Origin of the sequence: Winslowiella arboricola (genome assembly GCF_025527015.1) — a bacterium.
GTDB lineage: Bacteria > Pseudomonadota > Gammaproteobacteria > Enterobacterales > Enterobacteriaceae > Erwinia > Erwinia arboricola.
On sequence record NZ_JAODIM010000043.1, the window covers coordinates 1,345,696 to 1,366,383 of the forward strand.

General features: G+C 55.2%; 21 protein-coding genes. 14 read left to right on the top strand and 7 right to left on the bottom strand.

Features of this window, described 5'->3' with window-relative positions; genetic code table 11:
- Positions 1 to 51: 51 nt before the first annotated feature.
- The 4 genes from cydD (at position 52) to infA (ending at position 4,859) form a co-directional block, all read left to right on the top strand.
- A complete protein-coding gene (cydD, locus tag N5923_RS23895) occupies positions 52 to 1,821 on the top strand; it encodes a heme ABC transporter permease/ATP-binding protein CydD (protein ID WP_267144264.1) in 1,770 nt (589 codons plus the stop codon).
- Positions 1,821 to 3,551, top strand: a complete 1,731-nt coding sequence (gene cydC, locus N5923_RS23900) for a heme ABC transporter ATP-binding protein/permease CydC (RefSeq protein ID WP_267144263.1) — start codon at positions 1,821 to 1,823, stop codon at positions 3,549 to 3,551. Before cydD ends, cydC begins: the two co-directional genes overlap by 1 nt.
- Positions 3,552 to 3,587: 36 nt before the next feature.
- The gene (gene aat, locus N5923_RS23905; protein ID WP_267144262.1) at positions 3,588 to 4,280 is read left to right on the top strand and encodes a leucyl/phenylalanyl-tRNA--protein transferase; all 693 of its coding nucleotides are present in this window, start codon (positions 3,588 to 3,590) and stop codon (positions 4,278 to 4,280) included.
- A 360-nt stretch (positions 4,281 to 4,640) separates the two neighbouring features.
- The gene (gene infA, locus N5923_RS23910; protein ID WP_002211347.1) at positions 4,641 to 4,859 is read left to right on the top strand and encodes a translation initiation factor IF-1; all 219 of its coding nucleotides are present in this window, start codon (positions 4,641 to 4,643) and stop codon (positions 4,857 to 4,859) included.
- A gap of 210 nt (positions 4,860 to 5,069) precedes the next feature.
- On the opposite strand, the gene clpA is transcribed toward infA, so the two are convergent.
- Positions 5,070 to 7,346, bottom strand: a complete 2,277-nt coding sequence (gene clpA, locus N5923_RS23915; RefSeq protein WP_267144261.1) for an ATP-dependent Clp protease ATP-binding subunit ClpA — start codon at positions 7,344 to 7,346, stop codon at positions 5,070 to 5,072.
- Positions 7,347 to 7,404: 58 nt separating this feature from the next.
- On the bottom strand, positions 7,405 to 7,725 hold the full coding sequence (clpS, locus tag N5923_RS23920) for an ATP-dependent Clp protease adapter ClpS (RefSeq protein WP_017802442.1): 321 nt from the start codon (positions 7,723 to 7,725) through the stop codon (positions 7,405 to 7,407).
- A gap of 319 nt (positions 7,726 to 8,044) precedes the next feature.
- Here clpS and cspD point away from each other — a divergent pair, with 319 nt between their 5' ends.
- The 4 genes from cspD to ltaE all read left to right on the top strand — a co-directional run bounded on the left by cspD (position 8,045) and on the right by ltaE (position 12,397).
- On the top strand, positions 8,045 to 8,272 hold the full coding sequence (gene cspD / locus N5923_RS23925; RefSeq protein WP_017802441.1) for a cold shock-like protein CspD: 228 nt from the start codon (positions 8,045 to 8,047) through the stop codon (positions 8,270 to 8,272).
- 306 nt (positions 8,273 to 8,578) lie between these two features.
- On the top strand, positions 8,579 to 9,478 hold the full coding sequence (locus tag N5923_RS23930; RefSeq protein WP_267144260.1) for a lysine exporter LysO family protein: 900 nt from the start codon (positions 8,579 to 8,581) through the stop codon (positions 9,476 to 9,478).
- A gap of 135 nt (positions 9,479 to 9,613) precedes the next feature.
- On the top strand, positions 9,614 to 11,335 hold the full coding sequence (poxB, locus tag N5923_RS23935) for a ubiquinone-dependent pyruvate dehydrogenase (RefSeq protein WP_267144259.1): 1,722 nt from the start codon (positions 9,614 to 9,616) through the stop codon (positions 11,333 to 11,335).
- Positions 11,336 to 11,395: 60 nt separating this feature from the next.
- Positions 11,396 to 12,397 carry a low-specificity L-threonine aldolase gene (ltaE, locus tag N5923_RS23940; protein WP_267144258.1) on the top strand — a complete coding sequence of 334 codons (1,002 nt, stop codon included), beginning with the start codon at positions 11,396 to 11,398 and terminating at the stop codon, positions 12,395 to 12,397.
- 78 nt (positions 12,398 to 12,475) lie between these two features.
- On the opposite strand, the gene N5923_RS23945 is transcribed toward ltaE, so the two are convergent.
- Together N5923_RS23945 and N5923_RS23950 are read right to left on the bottom strand one after the other, a co-directional pair.
- A complete protein-coding gene (locus tag N5923_RS23945) occupies positions 12,476 to 13,297 on the bottom strand; it encodes an N-acetylmuramoyl-L-alanine amidase (protein ID WP_267144257.1) in 822 nt (273 codons plus the stop codon).
- Entirely contained in the window at positions 13,297 to 13,617 is a 321-nt protein-coding gene (locus N5923_RS23950; RefSeq protein ID WP_267144256.1) for a heavy metal-binding domain-containing protein, read from the bottom strand. Before N5923_RS23950 ends, N5923_RS23945 begins: the two co-directional genes overlap by 1 nt.
- Positions 13,618 to 13,717: 100 nt before the next feature.
- Between N5923_RS23950 and N5923_RS23955 the strand changes: the two genes are divergently transcribed.
- The 6 genes from N5923_RS23955 to N5923_RS23980 all read left to right on the top strand — a co-directional run bounded on the left by N5923_RS23955 (position 13,718) and on the right by N5923_RS23980 (position 18,184).
- Positions 13,718 to 14,248: a lipoprotein gene (locus tag N5923_RS23955; protein WP_267144255.1), complete on the top strand. Its 531-nt coding sequence runs from the start codon at positions 13,718 to 13,720 to the stop codon at positions 14,246 to 14,248.
- Between the two features lie 214 nt (positions 14,249 to 14,462).
- Complete coding sequence (gene artP, locus N5923_RS23960) at positions 14,463 to 15,191, top strand: arginine ABC transporter ATP-binding protein ArtP (RefSeq protein ID WP_267144254.1); 729 nt, start codon at positions 14,463 to 14,465, stop codon at positions 15,189 to 15,191.
- Positions 15,192 to 15,205: 14 nt separating this feature from the next.
- A complete protein-coding gene (gene artJ, locus N5923_RS23965; protein ID WP_267144253.1) occupies positions 15,206 to 15,937 on the top strand; it encodes an arginine ABC transporter substrate-binding protein in 732 nt (243 codons plus the stop codon).
- 4 nt (positions 15,938 to 15,941) lie between these two features.
- A complete protein-coding gene (gene artQ / locus N5923_RS23970; protein WP_267144252.1) occupies positions 15,942 to 16,658 on the top strand; it encodes an arginine ABC transporter permease ArtQ in 717 nt (238 codons plus the stop codon).
- Positions 16,658 to 17,326: an arginine ABC transporter permease ArtM gene (artM, locus tag N5923_RS23975; RefSeq protein WP_267144251.1), complete on the top strand. Its 669-nt coding sequence runs from the start codon at positions 16,658 to 16,660 to the stop codon at positions 17,324 to 17,326. Before artQ ends, artM begins: the two co-directional genes overlap by 1 nt.
- Before the next feature lie 126 nt (positions 17,327 to 17,452).
- Positions 17,453 to 18,184, top strand: coding sequence for an arginine ABC transporter substrate-binding protein (locus N5923_RS23980; protein WP_267144250.1), 732 nt, complete (start codon positions 17,453 to 17,455; stop codon positions 18,182 to 18,184).
- 97 nt (positions 18,185 to 18,281) lie between these two features.
- Here N5923_RS23980 and N5923_RS23985 read toward each other — a convergent pair whose 3' ends face one another.
- From N5923_RS23985 to potH, 3 genes are all read right to left on the bottom strand, one after another.
- Positions 18,282 to 18,761, bottom strand: coding sequence for a YbjO family protein (locus tag N5923_RS23985; RefSeq protein WP_267144249.1), 480 nt, complete (start codon positions 18,759 to 18,761; stop codon positions 18,282 to 18,284).
- 120 nt (positions 18,762 to 18,881) lie between these two features.
- On the bottom strand, positions 18,882 to 19,727 hold the full coding sequence (potI, locus tag N5923_RS23990) for a putrescine ABC transporter permease PotI (protein WP_267144248.1): 846 nt from the start codon (positions 19,725 to 19,727) through the stop codon (positions 18,882 to 18,884).
- Positions 19,724 to 20,686: a putrescine ABC transporter permease PotH gene (gene potH / locus N5923_RS23995; RefSeq protein ID WP_323372747.1), complete on the bottom strand. Its 963-nt coding sequence runs from the start codon at positions 20,684 to 20,686 to the stop codon at positions 19,724 to 19,726. The genes potI and potH overlap by 4 nt, the downstream gene beginning before the upstream one ends.
- Positions 20,687 to 20,688 lie beyond the last annotated feature (2 nt).

A 20,688-nucleotide genomic window follows, 5' to 3' on the forward strand; every position in this document is an offset into this window, starting at 1 on the left:
TGGCGCTGCCAGACGGCTGCCAGTTTCGTTTTTCTGCAAGAACGGCAACTGATGAACAAGACACGTCAACAACAACTTACCCACTGGCTGAAGCAACAGAGTGTGCATGCGCGCCGTTGGTTACGTCTCTCTTTTCTGCTTGGGCTTGCCAGTGCACTGCTGATTATTGCGCAAGCCTGGCTGCTGGCCTCGTTGCTGGATGACCTGATCGCCCGGCAACTGCCGCGCAATGCGCTGATCGCTGATTTCATACTGCTGCTGGGCTGTTTTGTCGCCCGCGCGCTGATTAGCTGGTTGCGCGAACGTGTCGGTTTTTATTGTGGTCAGGCGATTCGCCACACGCTGCGTAAAACGGTATTAGACCGCCTCGACGCGCTGGGTCCGGCGTGGATTCAGGGTAAACCGGCAGGCAGCTGGGCCACCCTGCTGCTGGAACAAATTGAGGATATGCAGGATTACTATGCGCGCTATCTGCCACAGATGTCGCTGGCTGTGCTGATCCCCTGTTTTATTCTGATCGCCATTTTCCCGATTAACTGGGCGGCGGGCGTGATCCTGCTGGCCACCGCGCCGCTGATCCCGCTGTTTATGGCGCTGGTCGGCATGGGGGCCGCTGATGCCAACCGACGTAACTTCCTTGCGTTGTCACGTCTGAGCGGCCATTTCCTTGACCGCCTGCGCGGCCTGGAAACCTTGCGCCTGTTCCATCGTGCCAGCGCGGAAACCGACAATATCCGCATCGCCTCCGAAAGTTTCCGTCGCCGCACCATGGAAGTACTGCGCCTGGCGTTTCTCTCCTCGGCAGTACTGGAGTTTTTTGCTTCGCTGTCGATTGCTATCGTGGCGGTTTACTTTGGTTTTTCCTATTTAGGCGAACTGAACTTTGGTCATTACAGCGCAGGCGTCACGCTGTTTGCCGGTTTCCTGGTGCTGATCCTCGCGCCTGAGTTCTTTCAGCCACTGCGCGATCTCGGCACCTTCTATCATGCCAAAGCGCAGGCGGTTGGCGCTGCTGATGCATTGCACACCTTTCTCAGCCACAGCGATGAAATCACCCTCGCGCAGGGCGATCGCCTGCTGGAGAACCCTGCGCCGCTGACGCTGGTGGCCGGGGAGCTGGTGATCACCGCGCCTGACGGCACAGTACTGGCCGGGCCGCTGTCGTTTACCCTGCACCCCGGTCAGCGTGTGGCGCTGGTGGGACAGAGCGGCGCCGGCAAAAGTTCGCTGCTGAATCTGCTCTCCGGTTTTCTGCCCTACCAGGGGTCGCTGACGGTAAACGGCATTGAACTGCGCGAACTGCAGGCCGAAAACTGGCAACAGCAGCTGGCCTGGGTCGGACAGCATCCGCAGTTGCCGGCAAACACAATTCGCGAGAACCTGCTGTCGGATAACAATATCGCGGAATCAAGGCTTAACGATGCGCTGGAGCAGGCAGGAGTCAATGAGTTTTTAGCCCGCCTGCCGCAGGGACTGGATACCGAGCTGGGGGATCAGGCTGCTCGTCTGTCAGTCGGCCAGGCGCAGCGTATTGCGGTGGCGCGTGCGCTGCTGAAACCGGCCAGACTGCTGCTGCTGGATGAACCGGCGGCCAGCCTCGACAGCGACAGCGAACAACATGTGATGCGCGCGCTGGAGCAGGCGTCCCATCAGCAAACTACGCTGCTGGTCACCCATCAGTTAAACCAGCTGGCACAGTGGGATGAAATCTGGGTGATGCGTGAGGGGCAGCTGATCCAGCAAGGCAGCCATGCTGAACTGATGACGCAAGCGGGTCCTTTTGCCGAGCTGCTAGCGCAGCGCCAGGGAGAGATTGCATAATGAAAGCGCTTCTGCCGTTTCTGAAACTTTACCGCCGTCATTTTCTGTTGCTGACGCTCGGCGTGATACTGGCGATTATTACGCTGCTGGCCAGTATCGGCCTGCTGACGTTGTCCGGCTGGTTTTTAGCTGCCTCTTCCCTTGCGGGTTTTGCTGGCCTGTACAGTTTTAACTATATGCTGCCCGCTGCCGGAGTACGCGGCGCAGCCATCTCGCGTACCGCCGCGCGCTATTTTGAGCGTCTGGTCAGTCACGACGGGACGTTCCGCGTGCTGCAACATCTGCGGGTATTCACCTTCAGTAAACTGCTACCGCTCTCCCCTGCTGGTATCGCCCGTTTTCGTCAGGGTGAATTGCTTAACCGACTGGTCGCCGATGTCGACACGCTCGACCATCTCTACCTGCGGGTGATTTCACCGCTGGTCGGCGCCCTGATGGTGATCCTGGTGGTCACCTTCGCCCTGAGTTTTGTCGATATGCAGCTTGCCCTGACTCTCGGACTGATTATGTTGCTGACACTGCTGCTGTTGCCGCCATTATTCTGGTGCGCCGGACGTCCGGCCGGTGAAGCCATTACCCGACTGCGTGGCGACTACCGTCAGCAGCTGACCAGCTGGCTGCAGGGTTGCGCCGAGCTGAAAATTTATGGCGCCGCAGCGGCGTTCCGTGCGCAGCTGGATCATACCGAGCAGCAATGGCAGCAGGCACAACGCCGTCAGGCGAGCCTGGGGGGGCTGTCACAGGCGCTGATGCTACTGATCAGCGGCGCCACCGTCACCCTGCTGCTGTGGCTGAGTGCCGCAGGCGTCGGTGAGACGGCCCAGCCTGGCGCGCTGATTGCGCTGTTTGTCTTCTGCACTCTCGCCGCTTTCGAAGCGCTGGCGCCGGTTGCCCCGGCTTTTCAGCACCTCGGTCAGGTGGTCGCCTCGGCGTTACGCGTCAATCAGATTATCGAGCAGCCTGCGGCGGTAAAGTTTAATTCGCAGCCGATCAAGGCTGGCGCGGGCGCAGCCCTTGAACTGCACGAGGTCAGTTTTTGTTATCCGGCGGCCAGTAGTCCGGCGATCGATAAGCTGTCACTGACGGTTAAGCGCGGGGAAAAGATTGCCCTGCTGGGCCGCACCGGTTGTGGTAAATCAACCCTGCTTCAGTTGCTGACCCGCGCCTGGGATCCCCAGAGCGGCACTGTTCAGCTGAATGGCCGGGCATTGAGCGACTGGGATGAAGCCTCGCTGCGCGCGGCGACCAGCGTGGTCAGCCAGCGCGTGCACCTGTTTAGCCAGACGCTGCGTGATAATCTGCTGCTGGCCTCGCCACAGCGCGATGATGACGCTCTGCGCGCAGTATTACTGCAGGTTGGACTCGGCAAGCTGCTGGAGCATGAAGAGGGGCTGAATGCCTGGCTGGGTGAAGGCGGTCGCCAGCTGTCCGGTGGCGAACTGCGCCGTCTCGGTATTGCCCGCGCGCTGCTGCACGACGGCGATCTGCTGTTGCTGGATGAGCCGACTGAAGGCCTCGATGCGGAAACCGAGCGTCAGATCCTCGAACTGTTATGGCAGGTGAGCCGCGATAAAACCATGATTATGGTGACCCATCGCCTGCAGGGACTGGAACAGCTCGATCGCATCTGCGTGATGGATCAGGGACAGATGATTGAGCAGGGAAATCATGTCGAATTAATCTCAAAACGCGGTCGATACTGGCATTTTCAGCAACGCTTTACGCTATAGTCTTAGCTTTGTAGCCCAGTGAGAATGAAAGAGACCATGAGACTGATCCAACTCTCACGCGAATCACTTAATTTCCCGCCGCCGGAAATGGCGCTGCGCGAGCCGAATGGCCTGCTGGCGATGGGCGGCGATCTCAGTCCTGCGCGCCTGCTCAATGCCTATCATCGCGGCATCTTCCCGTGGTTTTCGCCTGGCGATCCGATTCTCTGGTGGTCGCCGGATCCGCGAGCGGTGTTATTGCCCGAACAGTTTCATCTCAGCCGCAGCATGAAGCGTTTTCATCGCCACTCTCCCTATCGCGTTACGCTGAATCAGGCGTTTTATGCAGTGATTGAAGGCTGCGCCAGCGACCGTCAGGAAGGCACCTGGATTACCCCGGAAGTAAAACGCGCCTGGTTAAAGCTGTTTGAGATGGGGCATGCGCAGTCGGTTGAAGTCTGGCGCGACGATGAACTGGTTGGTGGCATGTACGGTATGGCGCTGGGCCAGATATTCTGCGGGGAATCGATGTTCAGCCGCAGCGAAAATGCCTCCAAAACCGCGCTGCTGGTGTTCAGTCAGCATTTTCATCAGCATGGCGGCAAGCTGATTGATTGTCAGGTGTTAAATCCCCATACCGCATCGTTGGGCGCTGAAGAGATCCCGCGTGTCAGCTGGCTGGCATGGCTGCATACGCTGGCGCAACAACCGGTTAGCGAGCAGTGCTGGCAGGGACAGCGGCTTTTTTAATGGCTGAAAATGAGGTTTTCCACGCATTTGCTGATAACAGTGCTATAATATGCGCGTTTGGTATGTCGTCCGCTGTTCGCTGCACTAAAACAGTGAGCCGGAATTACCAGGCTGGGAATCTTAACGCACCGTTTCAGAACTGTTTTAATTGTGCGACTGATGCAGACTTAAAACAGATTCTTAGCCCGCTATTCCCCCGCTGACGTCATCACACCCAAAATTATTCACCTGCTGCTCTCTGCGTCATGTGCGTACAGAGCGGTAAGTGCTGGTGATATCACCGACAATTGTTTACATAATACCTGAAATTCGGCATTATCTTGCCGGTTAAAATAAAGGTAGTCATACCCAGAGGATTCGATGGCCAAAGAAGACAATATTGAAATGCAGGGTACCGTACTGGATACGCTACCTAACACCATGTTCCGCGTTGAATTGGAAAACGGGCACGTGGTTACCGCACATATCTCCGGTAAAATGCGCAAAAACTATATCCGCATCCTGACGGGCGACAAAGTCACTGTAGAGCTGACCCCGTACGACCTGAGCAAAGGCCGCATTGTCTTCCGTAGTCGCTGATTTGCCCCACCCCGTGTTGCCGCGTTAAGCCAGCGACACGTATAAAAAAAGGCCGGATAATTTAATTATCCGGCCTTTATTGTTTATGGCGGTGCATATCATCGGCACGGGCGGCGATAACGCCGTCATTACAGCCAGTGCATTCATCAGCACGGGCGGCGATAACGCCGCCCCTACTTCATTGTAGGGAAGCCGTTTCCGGCTCCCGAATTAGTGCGCCGCCCCTTCCGTCTTACGCTTCTCGGCGCTGACGAACTCATAAGTGAGCTGGTTATTCTCTTTATCCAGCGCGACCGACACTGAGCCACCATCCACCAGCGAACCAAACAGCAGCTCGTTGGCCAGCGGTTTCTTCAGGCTCTCCTGTACGGTGCGCGCCATCGGACGGGCGCCCATCGCTTTGTCGTAGCCTTTCTCCGCCAGCCATGCGCGGGCTTCGTCACTGACTTCCAGCGACACGCCTTTCGGATCCAGCTGCGCCTGCAACTCAACAATAAACTTGTCGACCACCTGATGAATAACCTCTGCCGACAGATGTTTGAACCAGATAATATTGTCGAGACGGTTGCGGAATTCCGGCGAGAACATTTTCTTGATCTCTTCCATCGCATCGGTGCTGTTATCCTGATGGATCAGACCGATGGATTTGCGCTCGGTTTCACGCACCCCGGCGTTGGTAGTCATCACCACGATCACATTGCGGAAGTCCGCTTTGCGACCATTGTTATCGGTCAGCATGCCGTTATCCATCACCTGCAACAGCAGATTAAAGACGTCCGGGTGCGCTTTCTCAATCTCATCCAGCAGCAACACCGCGTGCGGATGTTTAATTACCGCATCGGTTAACAGACCACCCTGATCGAAGCCCACATAACCCGGAGGCGCACCGATTAAACGGCTAACGGTATGGCGCTCCATATATTCAGACATATCGAAACGCAGCAGCTCAATACCCAACGCTTTGGCCAGCTGCACGGTGACTTCCGTTTTACCGACACCGGTTGGACCGGCAAACAGGAACGAACCAACAGGTTTGCGATCCTGACCCAGACCGGCGCGACTCATTTTAATCGCTTCGGTTAAGGCTTCGATGGCGTTGTCCTGCCCAAATACCAGCATTTTCAGGCGGTCGCCAAGGGTTTTCAGCGTATCACGGTCGGTCGCTGAAACACTCTTCTCCGGGATACGCGCAATACGCGCCACCACGGTCTCGATATCCGAGACATTGACGGTTTTCTTACGCTTGCTAACCGGCATCAGTCGGCTGCGCGCGCCAGCTTCATCGATAACATCAATCGCTTTATCTGGCAGATGGCGGTCATTAATATATTTCACCGCCAGCTCCACCGCCGCACGTACCGCTTTCGCGGTGTAGCGTACATCGTGATGCGCTTCGTACTTCGGCTTCAGGCCATTGATAATCTGCACGGTTTCATCAATCGATGGTTCGGTGATATCGATTTTCTGGAAACGGCGCGCCAGCGCACGATCTTTCTCAAAAATATTGCTGAATTCCTGATAAGTAGTGGAACCCATTACGCGAATTTTGCCGGAAGAAAGCAGCGGTTTGATCAGATTTGCCGCGTCCACCTGGCCACCGGATGCCGCGCCCGCACCGATAATGGTGTGGATTTCATCGATAAACAGGATGCTACTGGTATCCTGCTCCAGCTGCTTCAATAGCGCTTTAAAGCGTTTTTCAAAGTCACCACGGTATTTGGTGCCGGCTAACAGTGAACCGATATCCAGCGAGTAGATGGTGCACTCTTTGATCACTTCCGGTACGTCGCCCTGCACGATGCGCCAGGCAAGTCCTTCGGCAATCGCGGTTTTTCCGACGCCGGACTCACCCACCAGCAGCGGGTTATTTTTACGGCGGCGGCATAAGACCTGAATAGCACGTTCCAGCTCTTTATCGCGCCCGATCAGCGGGTCGATACCGCCTACGCGAGCAAGCTGATTAAGATTGGTGGTGAAGTTTTCCATACGTTCCTCCCCGCCTGCTTGCTCTTCGTTTACCGGATTTTCTGAACCTGGCGCCTGGCCCGGTTCATCTTTACGCGTACCGTGGGAGATGAAATTCACCACATCCAGACGACTCACTTCGTGCTTACGCAACAGATAAGCCGCCTGCGATTCCTGTTCGCTGAAAATCGCCACCAGCACGTTCGCGCCCGAGACTTCACTGCGTCCCGATGACTGAACATGGAATACCGCGCGCTGCAATACGCGCTGGAAGCTGAGCGTTGGCTGTGTATCACGCTCCTCTTCACTGGCTGGCAGCACCGGAGTGGTCTGTTCGATGAAGGCTTCGAGTTCAAGACGCAGGGCAACAATATCTACCGTGCAGGCTTCCAATGCCTCTCTGGCCGACGGGTTGCTGAGCAAAGCCAGCAACAGATGCTCGACGGTCATAAACTCATGACGGTGCTCGCGCGCTCTGGCGAAAGCCATATTTAAACTGAGTTCCAGTTCTTGATTGAGCATTAGGCACCTCCCCCAATTACGGCCTGACGGACCACTCCCGAATAGAGCGGAAAACCGATCACGCCTTTTCCAGCGTACAAAGCAACGGATGCTCGTTTTCTTTCGCGTACTGGTTCACATGGGCGACTTTCGTCTCAGCGACTTCGGCGGTAAAAACGCCGCAAATAGCCTTACCGCGATAGTGAACCGTAAGCATCAGTTGCGTTGCACGTTCAACATCATAAGAAAAGAACTTTTGTAGTACGTCAATAACAAATTCCATAGGCGTATAATCGTCATTATTGAGTATAACTTTATACATAGAAGGCGGCTTCAGCGCTTCCCGCAGCTTATCTTCTGCAAGATGTTCAAAGTTAAGCCAATCATTATTGTGTGCCATAGTAACCCGTCATCATTGTACGTTACGTGCTGGCATAAAATTATCATGCCATGCCTTTAGTTTAACACGCCCGACCATTTGTCCAGCGTGGATGAAATTTTATCCGAATAACCTTATGCGCGACCTTCATCACAAAATTCGCAATAGCGTTAACTGCCTCAAATTTTGAGGATTTGATCCCCGTCTCACAGGGCCATTAGCTTGACGCTAAGGCCAGTTTCTCTACATTGTACAGGCAGAAGCTGATTGAGTTTTAAACAGCCTGGCCTGAAAGCCAGATCACCTCACCTATAAAATGTCTTGCGAGGGATGTAGAAGCATGGAGACGGGTACTGTTAAATGGTTCAATAACGCCAAAGGCTTCGGCTTTATCTGTCCTGTCAGTGGCGGCGATGATATCTTCGCGCACTACTCGACGATTCAGATGGACGGTTACAGAACGCTGAAAGCCGGGCAACAAGTCCAGTTTGATGTGCATGAAGGGCCAAAGGGCAATCATGCCAGCCTTATCGTTCCGGTAGAAATGGCGGCAACAGTCAGTGCCTGACCACTTTCTTACTCATTCTGTACAACCCTACTGAAAAATGCCAGCCACAGAAGCTGGCATTTTTTTTCTGACGATATTTACGCCCTGAGAATAGAATTGGGGCGGTTTTACGCTTTTCAAGCCTGCATGTGATCCACCTGACCACGCGCCAGCAGCGATTTATCCCCGCCATGTCCCCCGCTCGTAGTCGAGAATGGCTGCAACCACTAAGCAGGTCAAGGCTGGCTATCGAACATTACTTTACTCTGCGAACTATTTTGGCTAGCGTGTTGCCACTTTTTGATCTGACAAGGATGACCCGGCGCCATGTATTCGGGATTACTGATTATTCTTCTGCCACTGATTATTGGCTATTTACTGCCGTTTAAGCGCCCCGCCTTATTACGCATGATTAACCGTCTGCTGAGTTGGATGGTGTATGTGATTCTGTTTTTTATGGGTATCAGCCTGGCGTTTCTCGATAACCTGAGCAGCAATCTGCTGGCGATTTTTCACTATGCCGCGGTCAGCGTCATCTGCATCATTCTCTGCAACCTGCTGGCGCTGTGGATGCTGGAACGTCGCGCCCCCTGGACACATCAGCATAAACAGCAAACACTGCCATCGCGCCTGCATATGGCGCTGGAGTCACTGAAGCTGTGCGGCGTGGTGGTGATTGGTTTTGCGCTGGGACTCACTGAATGGCCGCCGCTGCACTATGCCTCACAGGCCAGTGAATATGCGCTGATCCTGCTGCTGTTTCTGGTCGGCATGCAGCTGCGCGGCAGCGGTATGACCCTGCGTCAGATTGTGCTGAACCGCCGTGGCATGATGGTGGCGGTAGTGGTGGCGCTGAGCGCGCTGCTGGGCGGCCTGATCGCCGCCGTGCTGCTGGGGCTGCCGCTGAAAACCGGACTGGCGATGGCGTCCGGTTATGGCTGGTATTCACTCTCCGGCATTCTGATGACGGAAGCCTTTGGACCGGTGATTGGCAGCGCCGCGTTCTTTAACGACCTGTTGCGCGAACTGCTGGCGATTATGCTGATTCCCGGGCTGATTCGTCAGCATCGCTGCACCGCGCTCGGTCTGTGCGGCGCCACCTCGATGGACTTTACCCTGCCGGTGCTGCAACGCAGTGGCGGCATTGAGATCGTTCCGGCGGCGATTGTGCATGGCTTTATTCTCAGCCTGCTGGCACCGATCCTGATCGCGCTATTCTCGTCATAATCCGCCATCCGCTGCGGGGCCAGCTGGCTCCGCAGTGACAATATCCCTTCACACTTTTCCCTCTCAGACGCCAGTCCCGTTTTGTTCCTGTCGACTATGCTTTTTCGAGCATTGAAAATAATCAGGAGGTAAGGGATGAAACAAACCGTAGCGGCGTTAGTGGCACAAACCCTCGAAAGCGCGGGCGTTAAACGCATCTGGGGTGTGACCGGGGACTCACTGAACGGCCTGAGCGACAGCCTGAATCGCATGGGTACCATTGAATGGATGCCAACCCGCCATGAAGAGGTCGCCGCCTTTGCTGCGGGCGCAGAAGCACAGATCAGTGGCGAACTGGCAGTCTGCGCCGGATCCTGTGGTCCCGGCAACCTGCATCTGATTAACGGCCTGTTTGACTGCCATCGCAACCGGGTGCCGGTGCTGGCGATCGCCGCGCATATTCCCTCCAGCGAAATTGGCAGCGGTTATTTCCAGGAGACTCATCCGCAGGAGCTGTTCCGCGAATGCAGCCATTACTGTGAACTGGTATCCAATCCTGAGCAGCTGCCGCAGGTGCTGGCGATTGCGATGCGCAAAGCAATTCTTAATCGTGGTGTATCGGTAGTGGTATTGCCTGGCGATGTGGCGTTGCAGGCTGCCCCGGAAGGCGCCAGTGCTGACTGGTATCCGCTGCAGCCACCAAAAGTCCTGCCTCCGGCTGAGCAGCTGGCGGAACTGGCGGCGGCGCTAAACGGCGCCGGTAATATTACTCTGATGTGCGGCAACGGCTGCGCCGATGCGCATGATGAAGTGGTGCAGCTGGCGCAAACCCTAAAAGCGCCGGTGGTGCATGCGCTGCGTGGCAAAGAGCATATCGAGTACGACAACCCCTACAGCGTCGGCATGACCGGGCTGATTGGTTTCTCCTCTGGTTTCCACGCGATGATGAATGCCGATACGCTGCTGCTGCTCGGCACCCGCTTCCCGTATCGCGCTTTCTATCCGGAGAATGCGAAAATCATTCAGATTGATATTGATCCCGGCAGCCTTGGCGCCCATAGCCGCGTCGATATGGCGCTGGTCGGTGATATCAAGTCTACGCTGAGCGCCCTGCTACCGCAGCTGGAGGACAAAGCCGATCGCGATTTCCTCGATAAGGCGCTGGAGCACTATGTCGATGCGCGTAAAGGGCTGGACGATCTGGCTAATGCCAATGATAAACGGGCGATTCACCCGCAATATCTGGCGCAACAGATCAGCCAGCATGCCAGTGAAGAGGCGATCTTTACCTGCGATGTCGGCACCCCGACCGTCTGGGCGGCGCGTTATCTGCAGATGAACGGTAAACGTCGTCTGATCGGCTCCTTTAATCATGGCTCGATGGCCAATGCCATGCCGCAGGCGCTCGGTGCACAGTCGCTGGATCGCCACCGTCAGGTAGTAGCGATGTGCGGCGATGGCGGTTTTAGCATGCTGATGGGCGACTTCCTGACCATTGCGCAGTTGCAGCTGCCGGTGAAGATTGTGGTATTCAATAACAGTTCGCTGGGTTTTGTGGCAATGGAGATGAAGTCTGGCGGCTATCTTACCGACGGTACAGAGCTGGAAAACCCTGACTTTGCCGCGATTGCCGCCGCCTGCGGGGTAAAAGGCATTCGGGTGGAAAAAGCCTCGGAGGTTGATGCCGCGCTGGAACAGGCATTTGCCCACGACGGACCGGTGCTGGTGGATGTGATTACCGCCAGCGAAGAGCTGGCGATGCCGCCGCAGATTAAAATGGAGCAGGCCAAAGGCTTTAGCCTGTATATGCTGCGCGCAATTATCAGCGGTCGCGGGGATGAAGTGGTGGAGCTGGCGAAAACTAACTGGCTGCGGTAAAACATTGTTGGGTATCTGTTACGGACGCCGCGGCGTCCGTTTTTATTAAGGAGAGCAACAGTGGTCGATTTACGCAGTGATACGGTGACCCGCCCGGGCGCCGCCATGCTGGCTGCGATGATGTCTGCAGAAACCGGTGATGATGTTTACGGTGATGATCCAACGGTGAATGCGCTGGAAGCAGAAGCCGCGCGACTGAGCGGCAAACAGGCCGCGCTGTTTCTGCCGACTGGCACCCAGGCTAACCTGGTGGCGTTACTCAGTCACTGTGAGCGCGGCGAAGAATATATCGTCGGCCAGCTGGCACACAACTACAAATATGAAGCGGGCGGCGCGGCGGTGCTGGGCAGCATCCAGCCACAGCCGATCCTCGCCGCCGCTGATGGCAGCCTGCCGCTGGATGTTGTCGCCTCAGTGATCAAACCCGATGACGCCCACTTTGCCCGCACTAAATTGCTGAGCCTGGAAAATACCCATAATGGCAAAGTACTGCCGCTGGCATATCTGCAACAGGCGTGGGAGTTCACCCGCCAGCATCAGCTGGCGCTGCATATTGATGGCGCGCGTATCTTTAACGCGGTGGTGGAGCTGAATGTCACGCTGGAAGAGATCGCCCGTTACTGCGATACCCTGACCATCTGTCTCTCCAAAGGTCTGGGTACGCCGGTCGGTTCACTGCTGTGTGGCAATGCTGACTATATCAAACGCGCACGGCGCTGGCGCAAAATGACCGGTGGCGGTATGCGCCAGGCCGGTATTCTGGCGGCGGCGGGACTGTATGCCCTTGAGCATAATGTCGCACGTTTACAGCAGGATCACGACAATGCCCGCTGGCTGGCCGGGCAGCTGACCGCTATCGGCGCCGATGTACGTCGTCAGGATACCAATATGGTATTTGTGCGGCTTGCGGCGGAGCAGGTGCAACCGCTGCAAAGCTATCTGCAGGAGCGTGGGATTATCATCAGCGCCGGGCCGGTTACCCGGCTGGTGACCCATCTTGATGTCGATCGTCATGCGCTGGAGCAGCTGGTGGCGCACTGGAAAGCTTTTTTAGCCGGCTAAAGATGCCACGGGCTTCGGTCTTATCCAGGGGCGGCGTTATCGCCGCCCGTATTAATAGCTTGCACCATTTCCCCGTCATCAATCCCCCGGATACTTCTCCACCAGCGCTTGCGCAATCGACTCGGTTTCCGCATCCGGCAAGCCACGATAATCCGTCTGACGGAAATGCATCTGGAAGGCGGCAATCACTCGCTGCTGCTGCCTTTCACTCATTCCCACCGCCACCTGATAGCCATAGCGCGCCAGCAACTCCAGCAACTTATCAACCGGCACGGGCTGCTGCGCATCACGTCCATTCAGCCAGAAACGCACCCGCGCCGCATCAGGCCAGGCGCCTAAACCCTGCTGCGCCAGCATCGCCCAGGGAAACAGCGGACCAGGATCCTGTTTGCGCTGCGGGGCAATATCGCTGTGACCGACAATATTTTCCGGCGGGATCTGGTAGCGCTGCACAATGTCGCGCATCAGCGGTTGCAGCACGGCAATCTGTTGCGCGGTAAACGGTGTCCACGCCGGGCCGGTAAGATGGCGTAGCGGACCGGCATTCACCAGTTCGATGCCAATTGAGGTGTCATTGATTCGCGTCGCGCCACGCCAGAAGCTGCTACCGGCATGCCACGCCAGTTGTGATTCCGGCACCAGCTGCCAGATCAGCGGCTCGCCCCGTTTCAGCGGTGGACGGTCCGGGATCAGATAATGGACGCTGACCTCGCGGTCAGTCAGAGTGGCCAATGAACGGGAGAAATCTTCCGCCGTATAATGGATAACCAGCACTTTAATCCGTGGACGCGCGCCCAGCGCCGCATGGCGCGTATCCACCTGGTAACCTTCGCGTTGCTCGATGCCGGGCGTTGAACAGGCGCTGAGCAATATCACCAGTAGCATTATCCAGTAGCGCATTAGCGGGTCTTAACCGCCGTGCCACTGACGCTGACCATCAGCATACTGCTGTCTTTACCCACGGTTTCATAATCAATATCTATGCCGACGATGGCATCGGCGCCCAGTGTCTGCGCCTGCTCCTCCATCTCCTGAAAAGCCAGCTGGCGCGCCTTGCGCAGCTCTTTCTCATATGCGCCCGAGCGTCCGCCAACGATATCGCGGATACCGGCGAAGAAGTCACGGAAAATATTGGCCCCCAGAATCGCTTCGCCGGTCACGACGCCGCAATACTCAGTAATCGGTTGTCCTTCCAGCGTTGGGGTGGTGGAAAATTTCATCGTGCTCTCCTTTTGTGCTTCATGGCCCGTAGGGTGAAAAACCGTGGCTATACTTTATGCTAAAAATAGTGACTTGCCAGTTAACAATAAGGAAATCGAAATGAAAAACAGAGCCTTCGCCGTACTTTTACCGGCTGCGCTATTGCTAAGCGCCTGCACCACGGTTGAACCGGTTTATAAAGATAATGGCAGCCGCCTCGGTGCCTGCGTCGATGGCGGGCCGGATACGGTGGCGCAAAAATTTTATGACCTGCGAACCGAACAACCCACTCAGGGATTACCCAATACGCAACAGCTGGCGCAGTACCGCCCCTATCTGAGTGATGCGCTGTATCAGAAATTAGTGCAGGCCAGTACGCAAAGTGATAAACCTGCGGGCGATCTGTTCTCCAGCCTGCCGGCAGGCCCCACCTCCGCCAGCGTGGCGGATGCCTCCACCATTCCCAATCGTGATGCGCGCAATATTCCGTTACGTGTCAGTTTAAGCCGCGAAGGTGACAAAGCAGTGCAGTGGCAGGATGAAGTGCTGATGGTGCAGGAAGGCAGCTGCTGGGCGGTGGATGATATCCGTTATGTTGCTAACTGGCAGCATCCGGCTGGTGGCAGTCTCAGTCAGACGCTTGAAAAATAATGCATTCTTAAGCGTGCCGCGACAATGCGGCGCGTTACCATGATCTCCTCACGAAAATTCATCACCGCTAGCCCGCTTCAGCACTGCATTGCGCTATCTTGTGCTACGCTTTATTAACATCACTTATCATAAATAAATTTCAACGCACGAAGATTGCATAACTATGCTGTCGACGTTAAGATTCACGACATCAATTGCTATTCACTATTTGCGCATGAGTATTCAACTAAACGGTATTAACTGCTTTTACGGCGCCCATCAGGCGCTGTTCGATATTCAACTGGAATGTCCTGAAGGTGAAACTCTGGTTCTGCTCGGCCCTAGCGGCGCCGGCAAGAGCTCGCTGCTGCGCGTGCTGAATTTACTTGAGATGCCGCGTTCCGGCACCCTGAGTATCGCAGGCAATAATTTCGACTTCAGTAAAGCCCCTGGCGACAGTGCCATTCGCGAATTGCGCCAGAACGTCGGCATGGTATTCCAGCAATATAATCTCTGGCCTCACTTAACCGTGATGCAGAATCTGATTGAAGCGCCCTGCCGCGTGCTGGGTCTGAGTAAAGATCAGGCACGCGCGCGCGCCGATAAGCTGCTGGATCGCCTGCGCCTGACAAAGTTTGTCGATCGTTTTCCGCTGCATCTCTCCGGTGGTCAGCAGCAGCGCGTGGCGATTGCCCGTGCGCTGATGATGGAACCGGCGGTATTGCTGTTTGATGAACCGACCGCCGCACTGGATCCGGAAATCACTGCTCAGATCGTCACCATTATTCGCGAACTGGCGCAGACCAACATTACTCAGGTTATCGTCACCCACGAAGTCGAAGTTGCCCGTAAGACCGCCAGCCGGGTGGTGTATATGGAAAATGGCTATGTGGTGGAACAGGGCGATGCCAGCCGCTTTACACAGCCGCAAACCGATGCGTTTGCCAACTATCTTTCGCACTGATTCAGGACATAATGATGAAAAAAGTGGTACTTGCCGCCCTGTTAGCCGGAATGAGCCTGAGCGCGACCGCTGCGCAGACGATCCGTTTCGCCACCGAAGCTTCCTACCCTCCGTTTGAGTTCGTTGATTCTGACAACAAAATCCAGGGTTTCGATGTTGATCTGGCTAATGCGCTATGTAAAGAGATCGACGCTGAATGTACCTTTACTAATCAGGCGTTTGACAGCCTGATCCCCAGCCTGAAATTCCGCCGCTTCGACGCGGTGATGGCCGGTATGGATATCACCCCGGAGCGTGAAAAGCAGGTACTGTTTACCAAAGCTTATTACGATAACTCTGCGACCTTTATCGTGCAGAAAGGCAAAGTAGCGGATGTGTCGGCGCTGAAAGGTAAACGTGTTGGCGTACAGAACGGCACCACACATCAGAAATACCTGTCAGAAAAACAGACCGATGTCACTACCGTGCCTTATGACAGCTATCAGAATGCGATTCTCGATCTGAAAAATGGTCGTATTGATGCAGTATTTGGTGACACCGCCGTGGTTAACGAGTGGCTGAAACAGAATCCAAACCTGGCAGCGCTGGGTGATAAAGTGACCGATAAAGCCTACTTCGGCACCGGTCTCGGCATTGCACTGCGTCAGGGCAACACCGCTCTGCAGAGCAAATTTAATGCCGCGCTGGATAAAGTGAAAGCCGATGGCACTTACAAAACAATCTACGAAAAATGGTTTCAGCAGTAATTAGATGAGCGAACTCACTCCTCTGGCAAGCGCCGCGGCGATGACCGTCGGCCTTGCCGTTTGTGCTTTAATTGTCGGGCTGATTCTGGCGATGATTTTCGCTGTCTGGGAATCGGCCCGCTGGCGTCCCGTGGCCTGGCTCGGTACTGGTCTGGTGATGCTGTTTCGCGGCCTGCCGGAAATTCTGGTGGTGCTGTTTATCTATTTTGGCGCCTCACAGCTGCTGCTGACCCTGTCGGACGGTTTTACCGTTAATTTCGGTCTGTTTCAGCTGCCGGTGCAGATGGAAATCGAAAACTTCGATGTCAGCCCGTTTCTCTGCGGGGTGATTGCTCTGTCGATCCTCTACTCGTCCTATGCCTCGCAAACGCTGCGCGGTGCGCTGAAAGCGGTGCCGGCGGGACAGTGGGAGTCGGGACAGGCGCTGGGAATGAAAAAGGCGGCGATATTTTTCCGGCTGATTATGCCGCAGATGTGGCGTCATGCTTTGCCGGGCCTGGGCAACCAGTGGCTGGTGCTGCTGAAAGATACCGCGCTGGTGTCGCTGATCAGCGTTAACGATATTATGTTGCAGACCAAAAGCATCGCCACCCGCACGCAGGAGCCATTTACCTGGTATATGGCGGCGGCGGCGATCTATCTGCTGATTACGCTGTTCAGTCAGTTTGTGCTGAAGCGCATTGAGCTGCGCACCACGCGCTTTGAACAGGGAAATAGCTGATGCTTGAGTATTTACCTGAGTTGCTCAAAGGCCTGCATACCAGCCTGACACTAACCGTCACCTCGCTGATTCTGGCGCTGATATTGTCGTTAATCTTCACTGTGGTGCTGGCGCTAAAAGTGCCGCTGCTCAGCCAGCTGGTAAAAGGCTATATCACGCTGTTTACCGGTACGCCGTTGCTGGTGCAGATCTTCCTGATCTACTACGGCCCGGGACAGTTCCCGTCGATTCAGCAGATCCCGTGGTTATGGCATTTTCTCTCGCAGCCGTGGCTGTGCGCACTGCTGGCGCTGTCGCTGAACAGCGCCGCTTACACCACGCTGCTGTTCCACGGCGCGGTGCGCGCCATTCCCTCCGGCCAGTGGCAATCCTGCGCGGCGCTGGGGATGAACCGCAAAGACACACTGCGCATTTTGCTGCCCTATGCTTTTAAACGCGCCCTCTCCTCCTATTCCAATGAGGTGGTGCTGGTATTTAAAAGCACTTCGCTGGCCTACACCATTACCCTGATGGAAGTGATGGGCCACGGACAGCTGCTGTATGGCCGCACCTATGATGTAACGGTGTTTGCCGCCGCCGGTTTAATCTATCTGGTGGTCAACGGCTTGCTGACGCTGCTGATGCGTCTGATCGAACGGCGGGCATTAGCTTTCGAGCATAGAAACTAATAAAAAGGCGCGTATATCGCGCCTTTGTCATTATTTATACACAAATATTGCATATTAATTCATTTAGTGGCATCTTGTTTATCGCCTCAGGGCAGAGAAATGATAATGAGAACAGGAGCCTGACCGATGAAAAAATTACTACTCACCGCTTTACTCGCCAGTGTCGCCTTTAGCGCCAGCGCAGCCGAAAAAATTCGCTTTGCTGCTTCCGCTACCTATCCGCCGTTTGAGTCTCTGGACAGTAATAACCAAATCGTCGGTTTTGATATCGACCTTGCTAAAGCGCTGTGTCAGCAAATGCAGGCCGAGTGCAGCTTTACCAATAATCCATTTGACAGTCTGATTCCGGCGCTGAAATTCCGTCGCTACGATGCGGTGATCTCCGGTATGGATATCACTCCTGAGCGCAGCAAGCAGGTGGCCTTTAGTCAGCCCTACTACGCCAACTCGGCGGTGGTGATTGCGCAGAAAGGCAAATTCAGCCGTCTGGAAGATCTGAAAGGCAAACGCGTGGGGATGGAAAACGGCACTACCCATCAGAAATACCTGCAGGATAAGCACCCGGAAGTCACGGCAGTCGCTTATGACAGCTACCAGAACGCGATTCTCGATCTGAAAAATGGTCGTCTGGATGGCGTATTTGGCGATACGGCAGTGGTTAATGAGTGGCTGAAAAGCAATCCAAACCTCGCCACCGTCGGCGATCATGTCACCGATGCACAATACTTTGGCACCGGCTTAGGGATTGCAGTGCGCCCGGACAATAAAGCGCTGCTGGAGAAACTGAATGGTGCGCTGAAGGCGATTAAAGCGGATGGCACTTACCAGAAAATCAGCGATCGCTGGTTCCCGCAGTAAGCATCCGCCCGATACGATAGTCTGGCAGGCGCGACCTGCATGATAAAGCCTGTGTAATGTAGCTGTAATCGCCTGAAATACGACGGGGATGAAAGCACTATTCTTTGCGAAAATACGCCCGGCTGCTGGCAGGGACAAACAGCAATATCAGCACCAGCAGATCGGGAATTTTTTGCAGTATCAGGGTATGGATAATCTCAGTATTGGTGGCGCCGCTAATACTGAAAATTTCCGGATAGACCCAGCCCAGCGACGCCACCAGCATATACAGCATCACCACCATCTGGGTAATGGCATAACCCCAGCGCCCCCAGTTGGCGCCACGCATCAGTACGATGGCACAACGCAACTCGATCAGGAAAATCAGCTGGCTGGCGATAAAGATCAGCGTAGAGTCCCACGCCTGAGCACTGCGGTGCACAAAATCAGCAATCTCTTCATAACCCAGTTCATTCGCCAGCAGCAGCACGCTAAGGCAGCGGGTGGCGATAATTGCACTGCCGGCAATCAATACCGGTACAGGAATCGCTGAGCGCGGTTCAGTCATACTTTTCCCCGCTCTGAACAGATCCGACATCCACTTTCTCTCCTGCAGGCCCGGTGCTATCAGACCAGTGATCAACAAGAGCGGCCAAAAAGGCCGCTCCTTAAGGTTTATCCCTTTCGCTAATCACTATTTTGGCAAAATATTGTGCTTTCAGCCACGTCTTGCTTTCTGAATATCGCGGACCCGCTGCTTTTCTTCATGGGCCATAAAGCGCCAGGCAATAAAGCCGACAATCCCGACCACAAACAGAATCAGCGACGCCAGTGCGTTGATTTCCGGATTCACCCCACGACGTACCGTCGCGAAGATCTGCATTGGCAGCGTGGTTGCCCCCGGGCCGGTAACAAAACTGGAGATCACCAGGTCATCCAGCGACAGGGTAAAGGCCAGCAGCCAGCCGGTAACAATCGCTGGCGCAATCATCGGTACGGTAATCACAAAGAACACTTTTAACGGCGTGGCGCCCAGATCCATCGCGGCTTCTTCGATGGAACGATCCAGCTCACGCAGACGCGAGTTAATCACCACCGCCACATAGGCGGTACAGAACGTGACATGCGCCAGCCAGATGGTCAGCATCCCGCGATCGCCCGGCCAGCCAATGGCGTGCCCCATCGCCACAAACAGCAGCAGCAAAGACAAACCGGTGATCACATCCGGCATTACCAGCGGCGCGGTCAGCATAAAGGCAAAGCCGGTTGAACCGCGAAAACGGCCAAAGCGAACAATCACTACCGCGGCGATGGTGCCCAGCACCACGGCAGCAGTAGCAGCCAGCGCCGCAATCGACAGGCTCAGGGTGACGGCGCTGATCATCGCGTCATCCTGGAACAGTACCTTGTACCAGTGGAAGGAGAAGCTCTCCCACACTGTGACCAGCTGAGAACGGTTAAATGAGTAGATCACCAGCAACAGCATCGGCGCATACAGCAGGCTGAAACACACCAGCAGAATCGCGGTGCGCCATGGCGAACGCACGGCAGGAAGATTATTCATGCTTTGTCTCCCATCTCTTTATTCTGATGCTTATGGAACCAGATAATCGGCAGGATCAGGATCAGCAGAATAATCACCGCCAGCGCCGAAGCCACCGGCCAGTCGCGGTTGTTAAAGAACTCCTGCCAGATAATACGGCCAATCATAATACTGTCCGGGCCGCCGAGCAGTTCCGGGATCACGTACTCACCGACCGCCGGAATAAATACCAGCATTGAACCGGCAATAATGCCGCCTTTGGTCAGCGGGACAATCACCTTAAAGAAGGTTTTCAGCGGCCCAGCGCCGAGATCCAGCGAGGCTTCTACCAGCGAATAATCGATGCGCGTCAGCGCGGTATAGATCGGCAGCACCATAAACGGCAGATAGCAGTAAACAATGCCGATATACACCGCGATGTTGGTGTAAAGGATTTCCAGCGGATGGTCGATCACCCCAGTCCACATCAGAAAACGATTGAGAATACCGTTGTTATTCAGCAGTCCCATCAGCGCGTAAACGCGCACCAGGAATGAGGTCCATGACGGCAGAATCACCAGCAGCAGCAGAATATTGCGCATCGAGGGTTTACTCTGCGCCACCGCCCACGCCAGCGGATAGCCAATCAACAGGCAGATAATGGTCGATACACCCGCCAGCTTCAGCGACTGCATATAAGCGTCGAAATAGAGCGGATCCTCGGTCAGCTGCAAATAGTTGGCGAGATTAAGAATCAGGCTAAACTGATCGTCAGCCCAGCTAATCAGGTCGGTATACGGCGGAATGGCGCGCGCCACTTCGGCGAAACTGATTTTCAGCACAATTAAAAATGGCAGTAAAAATAACAGAGTCAGCCACAGATAAGGCAGTGCGATCACCAGCTTACGGCCATGTTTCAGCAGCACACGGCCTGGCAGGCCATGAGTTGCCTGCGCAGCGACTGCCGGTGGTTTAGTGGGTGTTTCGTGATATTGGCTCATAC